The sequence below is a fragment of the Streptomyces sp. NPDC040405 genome (assembly GCF_055595765.1).
In genome coordinates, this window is the sequence record NZ_JBVIVI010000015.1 from 54,137 (window position 1) to 73,512 (window position 19,376).

Consider the following 19,376-nt stretch of genomic DNA (forward strand, 5'->3'; position numbering starts at 1 on the left):
CTAGTTGACCGGCTCGATCTCGGTAAGGTCGAAGTAGCCGCGGTAGCCGCTCATGTACACCGCCGCACGGTGGCCGAACAGCACCGTAGCCGGTGTGGCGGTCTCCAGCCGCGGGTATTCGCCGATCACCGACCGGACACGGGTGCCGACCGGATGGCGCTCGTTCCACTGCCGCACCAATTCGTCCGCGGACAGCGGTGCTCGGGCCTCGGCGGGCTGCTGTTGCGTCGATTGCTGCTGCGTCGATTGCTGCTGCTCCCGGCGGATCTTGTTGATCAGCTTGGTGAGGACGTTTCCGTGCCCCAGCTCCTCGAACTCCATCTCGCCGAGGCCGAGAAGATGCTCCACGCTTTCCGACCACCGCACCGCGCTGGTGAGTTGTTCGGCCAGAAGCGCCTTGACCCGGTGGCCCTCATAGGGGCGGGCGGTCACGTTCGAGATGACCGGGACCTTCAGCGGGGCGAACTCCACGGTCTCCAGGAACCGCGTGAACTCCTGGCGCGCGGGTTCCATGTATTGCGAGTGGAAGGCGCCGCTGGTGTTCAGCGGGGCGAACAGGTGCTTGCCGGACTGGAAGAGGGGTTTGGCCGCCTTGATGTCCTCCGGCGGGCCCGAAATCACGACCTGTGACGCCGAGTTGTAGTTCGCCAGGTCGACCGACGTGAGGCCGTTGTCGTCCAGGATGGTACGTATCTCCTGCGCCGACGCGTTGAGCACGGCCGCCATCGCGCCCTCCGGCGCCCGGGCCATCAGCTCGCCCCGCTTGCGCACCAGCCGCAGTCCGGTCTCGAAGCTGAAGCACTCGGCCGCCAGCAGGGCGTTGAACTCGCCGAGGCTGTGCCCGGCGAGGAAGTCCGGCGCCTGCTCCGAGTCCTGCAGCTTCTTGTAGTAGGACAGCGCATTGACGACGTAGAGGGCGGGCTGGGTGAACTCGGTCCGGTTCAGCCGGTTGTCCGGGTCCTCGAGGCAGAGTTCCTTGACGGAATAGCCCAGGATCGCGTCGGCCGCCCGGGTCAGCTCCTCGAACTCATCGAACAGGCCGCCGCCCATTGTCTTCTTCTGAGATCCCTGGCCGGGGAAAACATATGTCTTCACGACAAGCCCTCTCCTTTCTTGCCACCATCGCGGTGTGTGTGCGTGTGCACCTGGTCCGGGTCCGGCCGCTTGGCGCGGCGGCGGCCCACCCACTTCTTGGCGTTGGCGATCCGGTTCTTCTCGCGGCCGCTGGAGTAGAACACCTTGCAGAACGCGCGGATGGCCGACAGCGACTGCTCGTCGCTGAGGATCACGAAGTGGTTCGAGGAATCGACATCGGTCCGGTGGAAGTCGGGGATCTGCTTCTCCCATTCCCCCCAGTAGTCCACGTGGTCCAGCGCCGTGCCGTCGCCCTGGGTCGACAGCACCGGCTCCAGGGCTCCGTAGAAAAGACCGCTGCCGTTGCGGAAGTAGAAACAGGTCACCGACTCGGGGCGGGGCAGCGGCAGCACCTCGTAGTCCAGCACCTGGTATGCCTCCAGGACCCGGACGTTCTGCTCGATGCGGGCGCGCACCGCCTCCGCGGACCCGATCAGCCCCCGCTGGCGGGCGAGGGAGATCAGCTCGTCCAGCAGGTCGTCGGCGTCGCGGCTCAGGTCCACCTCGTAGCCCGCGATGAACGGCGCGGGCGCGTCCGCGTCCGCGTCGCCCTCCGCGTCCGTGGCCCTGGCCCCGGCCTGCAGCAGGGCGTTCACCTGCTGCAGGACCATGTCCTTGCGCGACATGGTCCTGGCCTTGACGTCGTCGCCGTACATCGCGTCCAGCATGGTGATCGTCTCGACGGCGCGGTCCGCTTCCTGCAACTGCCGCGCGACCTCGTAGGCCAACAGGCCGCCGAGCGAGTATCCGCCCAGGTCGTACGGGCCCTCCGGCTGGACCTCCCGGATGATGGCGGCGTAGTGGGCCGCCATCGCGCGGATGCCCGTCAGCGGTTCGCTGTCGGTCATCCAGCCCCGGGCCTGGATGCCGTAGAAGGGCCGCTCGACCTTGTCGGCGAGGGCGCCGTACACCTCGACCCCGCCGAGCCCGCCGTGGAACCAGAAGACCGGCCTGCCCCGGCTGCTGCCGTTGAGGTGCACGACCTCCGGTAGCCCGCCCGGTTCCGCGGTATCCGGCCGGGGCGCGGTCTCGAACCGGCGCACCAGGTCCCGCGTCGACCGGCATTCGGCCAGCTCCCGCAGGCTCGCCCCGGGGGCGAACCCGGACTGGATCCGTTGCAGCAGCTGGGTCGCCAGGATGGAGCTGAACCCGAGGTCTTCCAGCGGCGTGTCGAGGGGGAGGTCCGCGGCGGGCAGCCCGAGCAGGTCGGCGACCAGGGCCGGGATCCCGTCCGGTGCGGGGCGCGGCGCCGGTTCCGGGCCGTCCGCGCGCGGCGCCACGGCCGCGGTCCCGTCCGGCGGCCCGGGGTTGACCCAGTGCCGCTGCTTGTCGAAGGGGTAGGTGGGCAGCGCCGACACCACCCTGGGCGCCCCGCCCGCGCCCCGGACGCGGTCCCAGGGCACCTCTCCGCCGCGCGCCCAGAACAGGGCGACATCCTCCGGCCGGTTCTCGGCGAGGAGCTGACGGAGGACCGCGTCGCCGACCGAGCCGGTCAGCAGCGCGCCGATGTCCGCACCGTCGCGCCTGGTGTCGCCGGTGAAGAGCGGCACCGGGGCGGTCTCCGCCGCCTCGTCCCGCAGATAGTGCTCCAGCCCCGCGACGACTCCCTTGACCTGCTCGGCGACCAGGGCCAGCCGGTGTTCCATGGCCTCCCGCCCGCTCTGGAGGGTGTACGCGAGATCGGCGAGGGACACCTCGTCGTGCGCCTTCACGAACTCCAGCACCCGGCGGGCGTGGACCCGCAGCCGGTCCTCGGTGCGGGCCGAGAGGACCACGATCCGCGGCGCCTGCTCCTCCGGCGCGGGCGCCCGCCCGTCGGCTCCGGCGGGGAGATGCTCCTCGACGACCAGGTGCGCGTTGGTCCCGCCCGCGCCGAAGGCGCTGATGGTCGCGCGCCGGGGATATTGCCGTTCGACCCCGTCGACCTCGGCCACGGGCCGGTCCCACCGGGTGGGCTCCTCCGGCAGGTAGAACGCGGTCCCGCCGAACTCCAGGCCGGGGTTGAGCTTGCCGCGCCGCAGCGGCGGGACGAGCTTGCCGTGCCGCATCTGCAGGGCGACCTTGCTGAGCTGGGCGACGCCCGACGCCGCTTCGAGGTTGCCGAGCGTGGACTTGACCGTCCCCAGCGCGCAGAACCGCTCGTCCGGCGTGTGCCTGCCGAAGACGTTCTTGAGCGCCGCGAACTCGATGGCGTCGCCCAGGGACGAGCCGTTGGCCGATGCCTCGACGTAGCCGACGGTGCGCGGGTGCACCCCCGCCCTGCGCAGGTTGTCCTCCACCAGCTGTTCCTGCTGCTCGACGCTGGGCACCATGGGGCCGCTCGTGCGGCCCTTGTGGTTCACCGCGCTCGACCTGATCACCGCCAGGATCTCGTCCCCGTCGGCGACGGCCCGGGACAGCGGCTTGAGCAGCACGGCGCCGACGCCCTCCGCGGGGACGAACCCGTCCCCGTCGAGGAACGCCCTGCTGTCCGGGCCGCTGCCCATCAGGCCCGTCATCCGCAGCCCCTGGTACTTCTTGGGGTGCAGCGAGAGGTTGACCCCGCCCGCGATCATCAACTCGCAGCTGCCCCGGCGCAGTTCCTCGCACGCCATGTGGATGGCCACCAGCGACGAGGAGCACGTGGTGTCGACCGCCATGCTCGGGCCGCGCAGGTCGAAGAAGTGCGAGGCCCGGTTCGCGACGGCGCTGCCGGACACCACCGACGTGATGGACTCGTGGACGACGTCGGACGACAGCAGCTGGTACTGCTGGTACATGGTGCCGACGTAGACCCCGACCCGGCCGCCGTGCCTGGTCCGCAGCCTCTCCCGGCTGTACCCGGAACTTTCCAGCAGGGTCCACACGCTTTCGAGGAACAGCCGGGTCTGCGGGTCCATGATCGCCGCCTCGCTGGGCGCGACGTTGAACAGCAGCGCGTCGAAGTCGGCGACTCCGTCGAGGAAGCCGCCCCACCCGGGGATCCCGCCCGGCTCGCCGGTGACCCGCTCGTGGTCCCAGCGGTCCGCGGGCACCTCCGTGACGCAGTCGCGGGCGGTGACCAGGTTCTCCCACAGCTCGTCCAGGTCCGCGGCCCCGGGGTAGCGTCCCGCCAGCCCGATGACCGCGATGGCCTCCTCGTCGCGGGGTTCGGCCGGTCGCGGGAGGGGTGCGGGCGCGGTGGTCGCCTGTACGGGCGGCGCGGGCGCCTGTACGGGCGGTGCGGCGGGCGCCTGCTCCGGCGCGGCACCGATGCCCAGGGCCGACGTCAGGGCGTCCGCGTGCGCGCCGAGGAAGTACCGGCCGAGGTCGTCCACGCACTGGTGCTCGAACAGCAGCGTCTTGGGCAGCGAGCCGAAGTCGGCTTCCAGCCGGTCGGTGATGGTCAGCGCCAGCACCGAGTCGATGCCGTACCGCTCGAAGGGCGTGGCCGCGTCGAGGCGGTGCGCCGGGATCTGGATCGCCTCCGAGATGACGGTGCGCAGATACCCGACGACCTTGGGGTGGGCGGCACCGCTGGCGGCTGCGCGGTCGGTGGCGGCGTGCGGGCGGTCCGCGGCCGGGAGGGCGGGTGCCCGCTCCGGTCGCGGGTCCTCGCGCAGCACCGTCTGCCTGATCTTCGCGGCGTCGCCCGCGATGACCAGGACCTGGGTGTGGGCGGCGTCGAGGGCCGCGTAGAGCGCCTGGACGCCCATCGCGGTCGGCATGGGCGCCATGCCCAGCCGCTCGCGCATCGCCGACGCGGTGCGCTCGTCCACGCGCATCCCGCCCTCGGCCCACAGCGGCCAGTCGACGGACACGCTGGCGCCCGACCGCAGGCCCTGCTCCACCAGGCCGCGCCGGTGGTGGGCGTAGGCGTCCTGGAAGGCGTTGGCGGCGGCGTAGTCGGCCTGCCCGGTGTTGCCGAACACCCCGGCCACGGCCGAGAACATGACGAAGAAGTCCAGCGGCAGGTCCTTGCTGGCCTCGTCCAGGTTCACCACGCCCGCCACCTTCGGCGCGAGCACCTCGCGGCACTCCTGCGGCGTCTTCCGCCCGACGAAGTTGTCCTTGACGACCCCGGCGCCGTGGATGACACCGTGCAGGGCGCCGTGGTCCCGGACGATCCCGTCGACCAGGGCCTTGACCGCCACGGCGTCGCTGACGTCGACGGCGGAGCAGCGCACGTCCGCACCCTGCGCGCGCCACCGCGCGAGCAGCTCTTCCTGCTCCGGGCGCAGCGGTGACCGGCCCGCCAGGACGACGGTGACGTTCTCGACCTCGGCGACCATGTCCGCCGCGACGAGCGTGCCGATGCCGCCGAGCCCGCCCGTGACCAGGTAGACGCCGCCGTTCTTCCACGGGACCCGCCGCTCCGGCGGCGCCTTGTGCTCGGCCCAGGTCAGCACCTCGGTCTCGGCACCGCGGAAGCGGACGCAGTCGCCGTCGGCGTGCGAACTGCCCTCCAGCACCTGGGAGATCAGGCGGTCGGTGCTGTCGTCCGGGGCGACGAGCACGGCTTGGACCAGCAGGGCGGGGTCCTCCGCCCGGGCGGACTTCAGCAGTCCGAGCAGGCCCAGCGCCAGGGCCGGGTCACCGTCCTCCGGGACGACGAGCCGCACCAGTACGGGCTGCCGCGCCGAGCCGGGCAGGACGCCCCGGACGTGGTCGAGCGCCTGGACGGCGTACTCGGTGAACCGCTCCGCCGTCCCGCCCTCGGCGGAGGTCAGGCGCAGCACCTCGACGGACGGGCACCGGGCCTCGAACGCGTCGGCGAGCCCGGGCATGTCGCACAGCAGCACGAGGTGCCGCGAGGGCTCCGCCCGCGTGGCGGCGGCCCGTGTCCTGCTCTCCCACACGGGGAGGAAGGTCACGCATGCGTCGCCGGGTGTCTCGTCCAGGACGCGGTAGGAGATGCCCTTCACGCGGGCGCGCACCGAGCCCTGCTCGTCGCAGAGGTCGATGTCGAGCTTGAAGACCTTGCCGTCCTTGGCCGTGCCCGGGCTGTACCGGATCCACGCCCACATGCCCTCCGTGCACGGGCCGAGGACCTCCAGCTCGTCCAGGGCGAACGGCAGCGACGGCTTCATCCCCGAGACGTCCAGGGCGGATTCCGGCGCGGACGCCGCCCCCATGCCCAGGGAGCCCTGCAGCATCGAGTCGAGCAGGCTGGGGTGCAGCACGAACTCGTCCAGCGTGGCGCGCACCGAGCCGGGCTGCACCAGCCGCACCAGGACCTCGTCCCGGCCGATGTGCAGGCGCTCGACGCCGCGGTGCGCGGGGCCGTACGCGAAGCCGATGTGCTCGTACAGCGGGTACAGCCGTGCGGCGTCGAGTTCGGCGCGGTCGCACGCGGCCCTGATGCGCTCGATGTCGAGCGTGGCCGGGGTGCCGGACTTCCACGTCACCTGGCCCCGGCTGTGCACCACGGCGTCCGCGCCGGTGATCGCGAAGTCGATCTCGTCCCGGTCCCCGGGGGTGAGCGTCGTCGTGAGCGCCACCGGGTTGCCGCCGACCACCACCGGGCGCGCCCATACGACGTTGCGCAGGGTGATCCCCGGCATGTCCCGGTCCGGCTCGGCCAGTTCGGCGGCCGCCCGGGCCATCTCCAGGCAGGCGACGCCCGGCAGGACCTTCTGCCCCTTCACCACATGGTCGGTGAGGAAGTACTCGCGGCCGGTGAACGTGGACCGGTAGCGCTGCGAGCGGAAGGTCGAGGCGTTGACGTGCAGCAGCGGGTGCGGTGCCGACGAGGCCGGTTCGAGCGCCGCCGGGCGCTGTGCCGCGGGCACCCAGTAGCGGTCACGCGCGAACGGGTAGGTCGGCAGCGGTACGCGCGCGGGGCGCTGTCCGGCGAACAGCCCCGCGTAGTCCAGGTCGTAGCCCTGCGCGTAGAGGTCCGCGACCGTCGACAGCAGCTCGGTGCGGGTCGCGGCGTCGGTGGCGGACACCGACCGGTGGACGCAGTCGTTGCCGTAGCCCTTCAGCGAGGCCCGCTCGCGCTGACCCGGCTCGGCGGGCTCGCCAATGTGCACGCCGGGGCCCGCTCCGGTGGCCAGCCACTGCCGCAGCGCGTGTTCGGCCTCGTCCTGTGTGCCCGCCACGCAGGCCAGGCGGTACGGGAGGTGCTTGCGCCCGAGCAGCAGGGTCTGGCTCACGCCGCCCAGGTCGAGCCCGGGGTGTGCGGCGCAGTGCGCGGCCAGCCGTTCGGCCTGTTCGCGCAGCTGCTCCGGGGTGCCCGCGGACAGCGTGACGAGGTGGGCTGGGTGGGCGCCGCCGTGGTGGGCGCGGTGCGGTGCCTCTTCGATCACCATGTGGGCGTTGGTCCCGCTGACGCCGAACGAGCTGACGGCGGCGCGGCGCTTGCCGTCCGCGCCCGCGTCCCAGGGGCGGTCCACGGTGTTGACGTAGAAGGGGCTGTCGGTGAAGTCGATGTGGGAGTTCCCCACCTCGAAGTTGATCGAGGGCGGGATGCGCCGGTGCCGCAGCGAGAGCAGGATCTTGAGGACTCCGGCGACTCCGGCGGCGGTGGTGGTGTGCCCGAGGTTGGACTTGATGGAGCCCAGCGCGCAGAACTCCCGCCGGTCGGTGTAGCGGCCGAACGCCCGCTTCAGCGCGTGGTATTCGATGGGGTCGCCGAGCTTGGTGCCCGTGCCGTGCGCCTCGACCAGCTGGATGCCCTCGGGGTCGATCCCGAACGCGTCGTAGACGGAAGTCTCCAGCCGTTCCTGGGACTTGGCGCTGGGTGCGGTGATGCCGTTGGACGCGCCGTCCTGGTTGATCCCGGAACCGCTGATGACGCCGTGGATGTGGTCCCCGTCCGCGAGGGCGTCGCCGAGCCGCTTGAGGACGACCACTCCGGCGCCCTCGCCCGGCACGAATCCGTCGGCGCGGTCGTCGAAGGTGTGGCAGCGACCGCTCGGGGAGAGCATTCCGGCCCGGCCCGCGAGCCGGTAGAACTGCGGCGTGCACTGGATGGAGACCCCGCCCGCCAGCGCCATCTCGGTCTCGCCGCCCCACAGCCCCTGGCAGGCGAGGTGGATGGCGACCAGCGAGCTGGAGCACGCGGTGTCCACGGCGACGGCCGGGCCCTGCAGGTCGAGGTGGTACGAGATGCGCGCGGGCAGGGCCGAGAGCGCGTTGCCCCACATGGCCGGGGCCGGGACCTCGGCGCCGAACAGCGCGGTGTACCCGCTGTCCTGGCAGCCGACGTACACCCCGCAGCGCCCGCCCCGGGTGGCGGAACCGGCGTAGCCCGCGTCCTCCAGCGCCTTCCACGACTCTTCGAGGAACACCCGCTGCTGGGGGTCCATGTAGGTGGCCTCGACCCCGGAGAGGTTGAAGAACGCCGGGTCGAAGCGGTCGTGGTCCTCGATGAAGCTGCCGTGCCCGCACACCGGGGCGCCCGCGGGCGGCTCCGGCAGCTCCCAGCGGGTGACCTCCTGGACGAGGTCGTGTCCCCGCACCAGGTGGTCCCACAGCTCCTCGACGCCGGGCGAGCCGCCGAACCTGCCGCTCATGCCGACGATCGCGATCGGTTCCCGGTCCCCGTCCCGGACCGGCGCCCGCACCGCGGCCACCGGGGCGGGCTCGTACGGAAGCGCCTCGGGCTCGGCGGCGGCGGCCGTCGGTCCGACCGGCAGCGAGGCGGCGGCCTGCGCCCGGTGCTCGTCGAGGAGGTACCGGGTCAGCTGCCGGACCGAGGGGTGGTCGAACAGATCGGTGGTAGCCAGGTCGACGCCGAGCCGTTCGTTGATCTCGTGGATCAGCCGGACGCCGATGATGGAGTCGACGCCGTAGTCCATGAAGGCGTCGTCGGCGTCCAGCCGGGTCCGGTCGACCTTGAGTGCCTGTGCGAGCTGGTCGAAGACGACGTTCTCGACGTGCTGTTCCAGCGCGTCGTCGGACACCGGCGCCGCGGGCGCGGGGCTCTCCCGCCGCGGGGCGGGTTCCGCCGCCCCGGCGGCCCGGGGGCTCGTGCCGTCCTGCTGAACACCGGTCTCGGGCGCGGCCTCCTGCCGGATCACGCCGTCGCTCTGCGCGGCGAGGATCTGGTAGCCCTGATCGTGCAGGCCCGTCGCCGGGAACGACACGGAGTCGAAGCCCTCGTCTTCGAGGACCTCCGACCAGGACTCCGGGGACAGGCCCGGGCAGCCCGGGATGCGCAGCTCGGCGTCCTCGTACAGCCACCACCCCGCGAGCAGGCCGAACGTGAGGTGGGTGAACAGCGAGTGCGCCGAGATCTCGTTGGCGAGCAGGACGCCGTTCTCCTTGAGCGCCGCCTTGGCGTTGCGCAGCGTCCTGCGGATGTCCCGGGTGGCGTGCAGGACGTTCGTAGCGAGCACGAGGTCGAAGCTGCCGAGCTCGACGCCCTGGCCGGCCAGCGGCTTCTCGACGTTGAACAGGCGGTAGTCCAGGTACGGGTGGCTCGGCCCGTACTCCTGCTCGGCGTGCATGAGGAACGACCGCGACAGGTCGGTGTAGCAGTAGGTCTCCACGTGGGACGCGAACGGCTCCAGCCGCTGGAAGACCTTCAGGCTGCCGCCGCCCGTGCCCGCACCGATCTCCAGGATGCGGATCCGGGCCTGCCGGTCGCTGTTCACGATCTCGCGCACGACAGCGGCCGCGGTGTCGGCCAGGACGCCGTTGAAGACGTCGGTGACGGCGTTGCCCCGGTAGATGCCCTCGACCAGCTCCAGCGAGGAGTTGGGGAACAGGACATCGGTGGCGGGGACGGCACCGGTGAGGATCCGCGGCAGTGCCCGGAGCGTGGTGTCGAGGAGCACGACCTGCGCGCGCAGGTCCGCGTCAAGGGACCACCGCGCGCTCCGCTCCTCCCACTCCGCCCACAGGTCCCGGCTGTTGTCCGCACCGCTCGCGCCGCTCGGGCGCGGGTGCGCCGGGTCGCCGTGGAGGTAGCCGCGGGTCAGGAGCTGTCGCACCGATTCGGCGGCCCAGCGGCGCAGTTCGTCACCGACGGGCAGGCCGGCGATCGTCTCCTCGACCGCGGGACCGTCGCTGTCCGCGAACAGCCCGGCGCCGCGCAACTGACTCAGCAGAAGCCTGCTGAGCAGGTCCTCGTCGATGAACGCGTCCGCGCCCCGGGTGGCCGCGGTGAGGGGAACATCCGCGGCCGCCGCGATGTCCCGGCACAGCCGGGCCAGTTGCACCGGGGTGCCGGTCCGTGCCGTGGTGATGGTTTCCTGGCGGGTTATACCCCACATCTACGCATTACCCCCGTTGTCCTTGACCACGCCGAGTTGGTCGAACGCTCCACAGAGAAGGACGTCAAGAGCGGCCATGCCGTCGGCAGGCGCGATCGAGCCCGCCCCCGCCCTGCTCATGCGCTCTTGGTGTTCGGGGGTGGCGACGACGCCGACACTCCCCCAGTAGCCCCAGTTCATGATCTTAGCCGGGATCGACACGGTCCCGGCCAGGCTGTGGGCGTAGGAGTCCTCGAACACCGAGCCCGCCACGTAGTTGCTCTGACCAGGTGCCTTCATGAACGAGTTCATCGAGGAGAAGAACAGCATGAAGTCCAGCGGCTCACCGCCGAACACCTGCGCCATCCGCACGCTGACGTCGATCTTGGCCGTGACGGCCGCACGGAAGCGCTCCTCGTCCATCCGCTCGATGCTCTGGTCCAGAAGGACGATCGCGGAGTGCACCACACCGTGGACCACACCGTGGCTCTGCTTGATGTGCTCGTAGGCGCGCCACAGCGACCGCCGGTCGGCCGCGTCGGCCCGCACATAGCTGGGCGCGGGGCCCAACTCCGCCAGGCGTCGCAGCTTTTCGCGGATCGAGGCGTCCTCCTCCCGCCTGCCGATCCACACGACGCGGGCGCCGTAGGAGCGGATCACGTGTTCCGTCCACGCCTCGCCGATGCCACCGGCACCGCCGATCACGACGTACGTGCCTCCTCGGCGGTAGGCCGGACCGCCCGAGGGCTCCTGGGCCACGCTCTGGAGCGGGACGAGTGCCTGCCGGTACCAGCGGTTCCGGCGGCGCGCCCACACGCTGCCGCGCTCTACCTGGGGCAACGCCAGGATCTCCGCCAACGGCAGGTCGTTCCCGTCCTCCAAGTCGACCAGACGGACGTTCCAGTTGGGGTATTCCTTGGCCACGGATCCCATCAGGCCGTGCACACCGGAGTGGGTCGGGTCGACGTGGTCGCCCCGCCGCACCCGCTGGCTGCGTTCCGTCAGGACGACCATCTCGAGCGGGCGCTTGCCGTACCCCGTGCGCAGCAACGCCTTCAGCGTGCGGAAGCACGCGTAGAGGCCGCCTTCCTGCGCCTCGACCAGTGCGTCGTCCACTCCCCGCGCGGCCCCGGCCGGGGCTGCCCAGATGAGGTGGTCGATCGGGCCGTCCAGTTCCTGGAGCCGCTTCGCGAGCGTCTCCACGGTGTCGGCGGCGTCGACCGGGAACCGCTCGGCCCCGGGGAGTACGGAGCGAATCCGCTCCCACTGCTCGTGCCCGCCGATCACGACGGCCCGGCCCACCGGGAGGGCCCTGGTCACCGGTTGGGGCTTGGGCACCGCGTCCCAGATGGGCTTCAGCAGGACGTTCGTGCCCGAGGTCGGGTCCTCGGGCGCAGGCACAGTGGCTACCTTGGGGGGCTCGGCTGCTTCGGGGGCCTCGGCGGGCTGGCCGAGCCAGTAGCGCTCGCGCGCGAAGGGATAGGCGGGCAGCGGTACGCGGCGGGGCGCGCCCTGCGGGTGGAGCAGGGCCCAGTCGACCGGCAGGCCCCTCACCCAGCGGTCCGCGAGCTCCTCGCCCTCCGCGGTGGTCAGGACGCCGCTCGCGGGCACGACGGGACCCTTCCCGGCGGCCGACGCGTCCTTGGCCCGGCGGTTCTTGACCCGTCCGGTGAACAGGCCGTCCGCCGGACCACCGTCGAGGTACCGCGTCACCTTCGCCACGAATTCCCCGCGCGTCGCGGCGGCGAAGGCCAGCCGCCACGGCATCGGTTCCCGCCCGGTCTGAAGCGAGTACGCCACGTCGCGCAGGTGCGCGGACGGGTTCGCCTCGACGTGGTCCTTGATCCGCTCGGCGACGGTACGGAGCTGTTCCTCACCCTTCGCCGACAGGACGAAGACCGACGTCCCGGCGGTCGCCACCGGCTCGGCGTCCTCGTCTCCGCGCTCGTACTCCTCCAGCACGAGGTGGGCGTTGGTGCCGCTGAAGCCGAAGGAACTCACGGCCGCGCGACGGGCCTCGCCCGGGTTCACCTTCCACTGCATCAGTTCGGTGTTGACGTAGAACGGCGAGTTCTCGAAGTCGAAGTGCTCGTTGGGGCTGCTGAAGTTCAGCGTCGGCACCAGCTGCTGGTTCTTCATGCACAGCAGCGTCTTCTGGATGGCGGCCACGCCCGCGGCCGCCGAGGTGTGCCCCACGTTGCTCTTGACCGAACCGATGGCGCAGTAGCCGACCTTGTCGGTCTTCTCCTGGTACACCGAGGCCAGGGCCTCCAGCTCGATGGGGTCGCCGAGCTTGGTGCCCGTTCCGTGCATCTCGACGTAGCCGATGCTGCCGGGGTCCACGCCGTACCGCTCGTACACGTCGCGCTCGAGTTCGCGCTGGCTGGCGGCGTTCGGGGCGGTGATGCCGTTGGTCCGGCCGTCCTGGTTGATGCCGGAGCCCCTGATGACGCCGTGGATGGTGTCCCCGTCGCGCTCGGCGTCCGCGAGCCGCTTGAGGACGAGCGCACCCACGCCCTCGCCCGGCACGAACCCGTCGGCGGCGTTGTCGAACGTCTTGCACCGGCCGTCAGGCGCCAGCATCCCGGCACCGCACATGCTGACGTAGGACTCCGCGGTCAGGTAGAGGGTGACTCCGCCCACCAGCGCCGTGTCGATCTCGCCGCTGCGCAGCGCCTGGGTCGCGAGGTGGGTGCCGACGAGCGAGGACGAGCAGGCCGTGTCGAGGGCGATCGCCGGGCCCTTGAGGTTGAGGAAGTAGGCGATGCGCGCGGCCGTGATGGCGTTGCTGTTGCTGGTGGCCGAACTCGCGTCACCGCCCTGCTCCCGCATGAGCGCGCTGTACTCGTTGCTCATGATGCCCAGGTAGACGCCGCACTTCTGCCCGCTCAGCGCCTGGACGTCGTACCCCGCGTCCTCGAACGCGTGGTATGCCTCCTGGAGGAAGAGGCGCTGCTGCGGGTCCATCGCCTCGGCCTCCGCGGGCGGGATGCCGAAGAACAGCGGGTCGAACACGTCGACGTCGTCGAGCAGCCCCATCCACTTGCAGTAGACCTTGCCGGGCTGGTTCGGCCGCGGGTCGTAGTACTCGGAGACGTCCCACCGGGACTCCGGGATCTCGCGGACGCAGTCGCGCCCGTTCGCCAGGTTGTCCCAGTAGTCGTCCAGGTTGTCGGCGAGCGGGTACTTGCCCGCCATGCCCACGACGGCGATCGCGTCGGCCGGGGCGGCGGGCCGGGTACGCACCGGCTCGGGGGCCACCACAGGCACTGGCTCGACCGCCGACTCGCGCACGGGGACTGGCTCGCGCACGGGGGCCGGAGCGGGCACAGGCGCGGGCGCGGGGGCGGGGGCCGGAGCGGGGGCGGGGGCTGGGGGCGTCACCTCGCGGGGGCGCTCGGGGGCGCCCGTCTTCCCGACCTCCGCGACGACGCAGGCGGCGAGTTCCTGGACGGACGGGTGGTCGTAGAGCTTGGTGGCCTGGAGGGCGACGCCGTACTGCTTGTTGATCGCCTTGATCCACTCCACGCCGACGATCGAGTCCAGCCCGAAGTCGGTGAAGTTGCGGTCGAGGTCCAGCTCGTCCACCGACAGATACAGCGCGTCGGCGAGGCTGCTCAGGAGTTCGGCCCGCACCACATCCTCATCGAGGGCGGGGTCCCCCTCGTCGACGGCCGCGGGCGGCTCGACCCGGGCCTGCGGCTCGGCCCCGGCCTGCGGCTCCCGCGGGGCGGTGGGCAGCGAGCCCCGGAGATGGGCGGCCAGTCCGGCGACGGTGGGGGTGTCGTAGAGCCTGGTCGCCGCGAGCTCCAGCCCGTACCGCTTGTTGATGGCCTTGATCCACTCCACGCCGACGATCGAGTCCAGCCCGAGGTCGGTGAAGTTCGCCTCCGGGTCGACCTCCTCCTCGGCCAGGTACAGGGCCTGGGCGAGCAGCGTGGTCAGCTCCGCGACGAGCGTCTCCTCGTCCGGGCCCGCGACCGGGGTCGGGGCCGGAACCGCGACCGGAGCCGGAATCGCGACCGGAGCCGGGGCCGGGGCCACCGGTCGGGCCGGGGCGGGTTCGGCGGTCCTTTCGGGAGCCGGGTCCGTGGCGGTGAGGGTCAAGGACGGCACGGAACGCGCAGCGGGCGCCCGCACCTCGGCCGCCTTGGGGGTCTCCACCGCACCGCTGAGCGGCGCGAGGCCGATGCCCCGCGGCTTCGACGTCACCGCCGCGCCGACCGGCGGCGTGATCGGCGTCGGCTCAACCGCCTTCTTCTTCGGCGCCTCCTCCACCGGACGGGTGCTCCCCGGGAGCCAGGACCGCTTGCGCGCGAAGGGGTAGGTCGGCAACGAGACGCGGCGCGGCGGGGTCGTGTAGCAGCCGCGCCAGTCGAGGTTCAGCCCGTTGACCCACAGCTCCAGGAGCTTGCCGAGCTTGCGCTTGCGGAGCCAGGAGTCGACGACGCCGGTCAGGTCCTCGTCCTCGAACAGCGACGACACGGCGGCCGTCGAGCGCTGCGGCCTGCCCCGGTACAGCCCGGCGGCCTCGCCGCCCTCGATGTGGGCGCGCAGCCCGGCGACGAACTCCGACACGGACCCGGCGAGGAACGCCAGCCGCTCGTCCATGTGCTCACGCCCCACCTGCAGCGTGTACGCGATGCCGGGCAGGTCGGCGTCGCCGATCCGCTCCTCGTCCGCCCAGTCGAGCAGCCGCTGAGCGTACTCCCGCAGCTGTTCGGCGGTCCGCGCGGACACGACCACGACGGACGACAGCGGGTCCGCCGCCGGTTCCGGCGCCGCCGGGTCCGCCGCGACGTACTCCGACACGATGACGTGCGCGTTCGAGCCGCCCGCGCCGAACGACGAGATGCCCGCGATGCGCGGGTGCTCCCGCACCTCGCCGTCGGGCGTGGTGACCGTCGGCCGCTTCCACTCCGCGGCCTCGCGCTGCACCCGGAAGGGCGTATCGGCGAAGTCGATGTGCGGGTTGAGTACTTCCGAGTGCAGCGACGGCACCAGCCTGCGGTGCTGGAGCTGCAGCAGGACCTTGGTCAGCGCGGAGATGCCCGCCGCGCTCTCGCAGTGCCCGATGTTGCTCTTCACCGAGCCGATCGCGCAGAACTGGCGGTCGTCGGTGTCCCGTGAGAACGCCTTGGTCAGGCCCGCGATCTCGATCGGGTCCCCCAGCTCGGTCCCGGTGCCGTGCGCCTCGACGTAGCTCACCGCGCGGGCGTCGACACCCGCCTTGTCGAGGGCGGACGCGATCGTGGCGGCCTGGGCGTTGGGGTTCGGCACGGTGTAACCGTTGGTCCTGCCACCGTGGTTGACCGCGGTGGACTTGATGACGCCGTAGATCCGGTCCTGGTCGGCGATGGCCCGGTCCAGCGGCTTGAGCAGCACGGCGCCCACGCCCTCGCCCGGTACGTAGCCGTCACCGCCGCTGCCGAAGCTCTCGCACATGCCCCTGCTCGACGCGAACCCGGTCTGCCCCAGCAGCAGGTACTTGGCGGGGTGCAGCGACAGGTTGACCCCGCCGGCGACCGCCACCTCGCAGTCGCCGAGCCGCAGGCTCTGGCAGGCCAGGTGCAGTGCCGTCAGCGACGACGAGCACATGGTCTTCACCGTGATGCTCGGGCCGTGCCAGTCGCAGAAGTACGAGACGCGGTTGGCGATCGAGGCCGAGTTGCCCGGTATCACCTGGCCGCGCTCCAGCCCCTGTTCACCGGCCCCGTACAGCTGGTACTCGTCGTACATCACGCCCACGAACAGGCCGACGTTGCCGTCGACGCCGTTCGAGCGGTACTCGCGCAGGCCCTGCCGCGTGTACCCGGCGTCCTGCAGCGTCTCGTAGACGCACTCCAGGAACAGGCGCTCCTGGGGGTCGACCACCTCCGCCTCGCGGGGCGAGATGTTGAAGAACAGGGGGTCGAACCGGTCGATGTCGTCGAGGAACCCGCCCCACTTGCAGTACGTCTTGCCCGGCTTCGAGCCGTCCGCGTCGAAGTAGGCGCTGTGGTCCCAGCGGTCGCGGGGGATCTCGGTGATGCTGTCCCGGCCCTCGGACAGGTTGCTCCAGAACTCCCGCAGGTTTCCGGCCTGCGGGTAGCGCCCGCCCAGTCCGATGATGGCGATGTCGGCACCGGGCGGCACGGCCGCCGACGGCCCGGCCGGGGACGGCACGGCCGAGGGCGCCGTGGTGACCGCCGCCCGCGGTGCGGGCTCGGGCACGCGCGTCCCGCTCGTGGCCGCGGTGGCGTCGGTCCCCAGCAGCTCCCGCAGCCGGGCCTCGTGCGCGCCGAGGAAGTACCCGGCCAGGGCGGTGATGTTCTGGTACTCGAAGAAGAGCGTCTTCGGCAGCCGCCCGAAGACGTCCTCCAGCCTGGCGGTCATGGTCAGCGCCATCACGGAGTCGATGCCGTAGCGCTCCATCGGAAGGTCGGCCTCGATGCGCTGCCACGGCACCTTCAGCACCGCCGCGAGCAGCGACTTGATGTAGTCCACCGCCGCCGGTTCCAGGCCGTTGTCCTGCGGCGTCGGCGTTGCGGCCGTGTTCTCGGCGCTCATTGGTCGCGTGTCCTCGCTCGGGTGCTGTGTTTTGAGGGCGCTTCGGAAGGCCGCCGCGTCCCCCGCGACGACGAGCACCTGGTGGTGGTCCGTCCGCAGGCATCGCGCGAAGGCTTCGAGTCCCGCCTTACGGCGCAGCGGGATGATCCCGAAGCGCTCGCGGAGCATCGCCTCGCTGGTGGCGTCGGGGCGCATGCCGCCTTCGGCCCACAGCGACCAGTTGATCGACACCGTGCGGCCGCGGCGCGCGCCGCGTGCCACCAGGTGCTGCCGGTACTCGGCGAAGGCGTCCATGAAGGCGTTCGCCGTCGCGTAGTCGGCCTGGCCCATGTTGCCGGTCACCGCGGCGCCGGAGGAGAACATCGCGAAGAAGTCGAGGTCCAGGTCCCTGGTCGCCTCGTCCAGGTTGACCGTGCCACCCACCTTGGGCGGCAGGACCCGGGCGAACTCCTCGCCGGACTTCTTGAGGATGAAGTTGTCCTCCTTCACCCCCGCGCTGTGGATGATGCCGTCGAGGCGTCCCGCGTCCCGCACGGTGGCGGCGACCAGGGCCTCGACGCCCGCCCGGTCGGTGACGTCGAGCCGCGCGTACGACACCCGTGCCCCCGACGCCCGCAGCCCCGCCAGGAACCGGCGCGACCGCTCGCTCTCGGGAGAGCGGCCGGTGAGCACGAGGGTGACGTCGTCTACCTGCCCGGCGATCTCCTCGGCGAAGATGCGGCCGAGGCCGCCGAGCCCACCGGTGATCAGGTAGACGCCGCCGGTCCGCCACGGGGAACAGGGCCGGTCCGTCTCGCGCTCCTCGTCCCATACGACGACTTCGCGCCGCCCGCCCCGGTACCGGACCGTGGCGTCCTCCGGGCGCAGCCGCTCGGCCGCGAGGCGTGCCCGCAGGGCGGCCACGTCGTCGTGGTCGTCCACGACGACGACCTGCCCCGAGATTCCCGGGTTCTCCTGGTGCGCGGTCCGCACCACCGCGACCAGTCCGGAGAAGACCCCCGCCTCCGGCCGGTCCACCACCACGACCTGCACGAGCGTCTCGGCCCGCGGCTCGTCGCGCAGGACGGCCTTCGTCTTCTCGAAGACCTGCCGCGCGTAGTCGGCGTAGCGGCCGTCGGCGGTGGTCGCCCGCGAGGTGAGGACCAGCACCTCGCACGTCGGGTCCGAGGCCATCGCGTCCGCGAGGACCCCCTGCTCCACGCACACCAGCGCGCGCTGCGGACCGGCCGTGCGCCGCGCGGGTTCCGGCAGTCCGTGCTGCTGCCAGCGCGGGAACAGCAGGACGCCCGTCTCCCCCGCCGTCTCGTTTGCTGTCTCCCCCGCTGTCTCGTTTGCTGTCTCCCCCGCGGCGCCGCCGAGTGCGGCCCGGACCGAGAAGCCCCTCATGCGCACGCGGACGCGGCCCGTGTCGTCGCAGAGGTCGAGGTCCAGTCGGCGGACGGACCCGTCGGACCGTCCGTCCGCGTCCTCGCGGACCCACACCCACATGGTGTGCTCCAGGGGGCCGAGCACGTCGACGCGTTCCACGGCGAAGGGCAGCAGGGGACGCGAGGTTCCCGCGTCGTTCCACAGCACCCCCAGGGTGGCCTGCAGGGCCGCGTCCATGAGCCCCGGGTGCAGCCGGTAGCCGTCCCAGGTCCGCTGCGCCGCGGCGGGCAGCGCGAGGCGTGCCAGTGCCTGCCCTTCGCCGACGAGGACGCGTTCGACGCAGCGGAACGAGTCGCCGTACTCGATGCCCGCGGCCCGGAACGCGGCGTAGACCTGCGCGGCGTCCAGCTCGCGGGCGCGGCACTCGCCGCGGAGCCGGGCGAGGTCGAGGTGGTCCGCCGCGGCGTCCGCCAGCGGCACGACCGATCCCTCGCCGTGGACGACCGGAGCCGTCGCGTCACCGTCGGCGGCCACGACCGGTGCGCAGACCTCGAAGTGGGTGGTCCGGGCGCCGTCCCGCGACAGGGTGATGTGCAGATCGCGGGGGCGGTCGCCCAGTTGGAACGGCCGGGACCAGACCACGCCGGTCAGCGCCAGCCCCGCGGGCGGTGTCGAGCCCGAGGCGTCGGCGACCGCCGCGAGCGCCAGCTCCAGATACGCGGCGCCCGGCAGGACCTTCTGCCCCCGCACGCGGTGGTCGGCGAGGAAGTCCTCCTCGCCGGTGAACGTCGAGGTGTAGCGCTGTGCATCGAACCCGGACGTGTTGCGGTGCAGCAACGGGTGCAGCACCGCGGTCGACGCGCTCGTCGCACGCGGCTTCGGCTCGACCCAGTACCGCTCCTTGGCGAAGGGGTACGTCGGCAACGGCAGGCGCAGCGGCCCGGGGCCCGGGTAGAGCGCGGGCCAGTCGACGGCGCAGCCGTCGGCCCACGCCTCCGCGAGCCGCTGGAGGTCCTTGTCCGCGGTCCACGCCCGCACGCGCGCCTGCTGCCGCTCGTCGTCCTCCTGGCGGGCCACCTGGTCCTGCGTCACCCGCCCGCGTACGAGCGCGATGTCGCCCGCCCGGTCCAGCTGCGTCCTGAGCCCGCGCGCGACCTCCGTCAG

General features: G+C 72.1%; 3 protein-coding genes (1 of these 3 cut by a window edge). All 3 read right to left on the reverse strand.

The features are described from left to right. Tightly spaced (each overlapping or abutting the next), the 3 genes in view from fabD to ACZ59A_RS38995 form a layout consistent with a single transcriptional unit that may run on beyond the window. A complete protein-coding gene (gene fabD, locus ACZ59A_RS38985; RefSeq protein ID WP_470969005.1) occupies positions 1–1,095 on the reverse strand; it encodes an ACP S-malonyltransferase in 1,095 nt (364 codons plus the stop codon). Continuing rightward, a complete protein-coding gene (locus ACZ59A_RS38990) occupies positions 1,092–10,316 on the reverse strand; it encodes an SDR family NAD(P)-dependent oxidoreductase (RefSeq protein WP_470969007.1) in 9,225 nt (3,074 codons plus the stop codon). Before ACZ59A_RS38990 ends, fabD begins: the two co-directional genes overlap by 4 nt. Further along, positions 10,317–19,376, reverse strand: partial view of an SDR family NAD(P)-dependent oxidoreductase gene (locus ACZ59A_RS38995; RefSeq protein WP_470969010.1) — the 3' portion only. It continues 8,319 nt past the right edge of the window; the window shows 9,060 of its 17,379 coding nt (coding positions 8,320–17,379); its start codon lies off the right edge, out of view; the stop codon is at positions 10,317–10,319.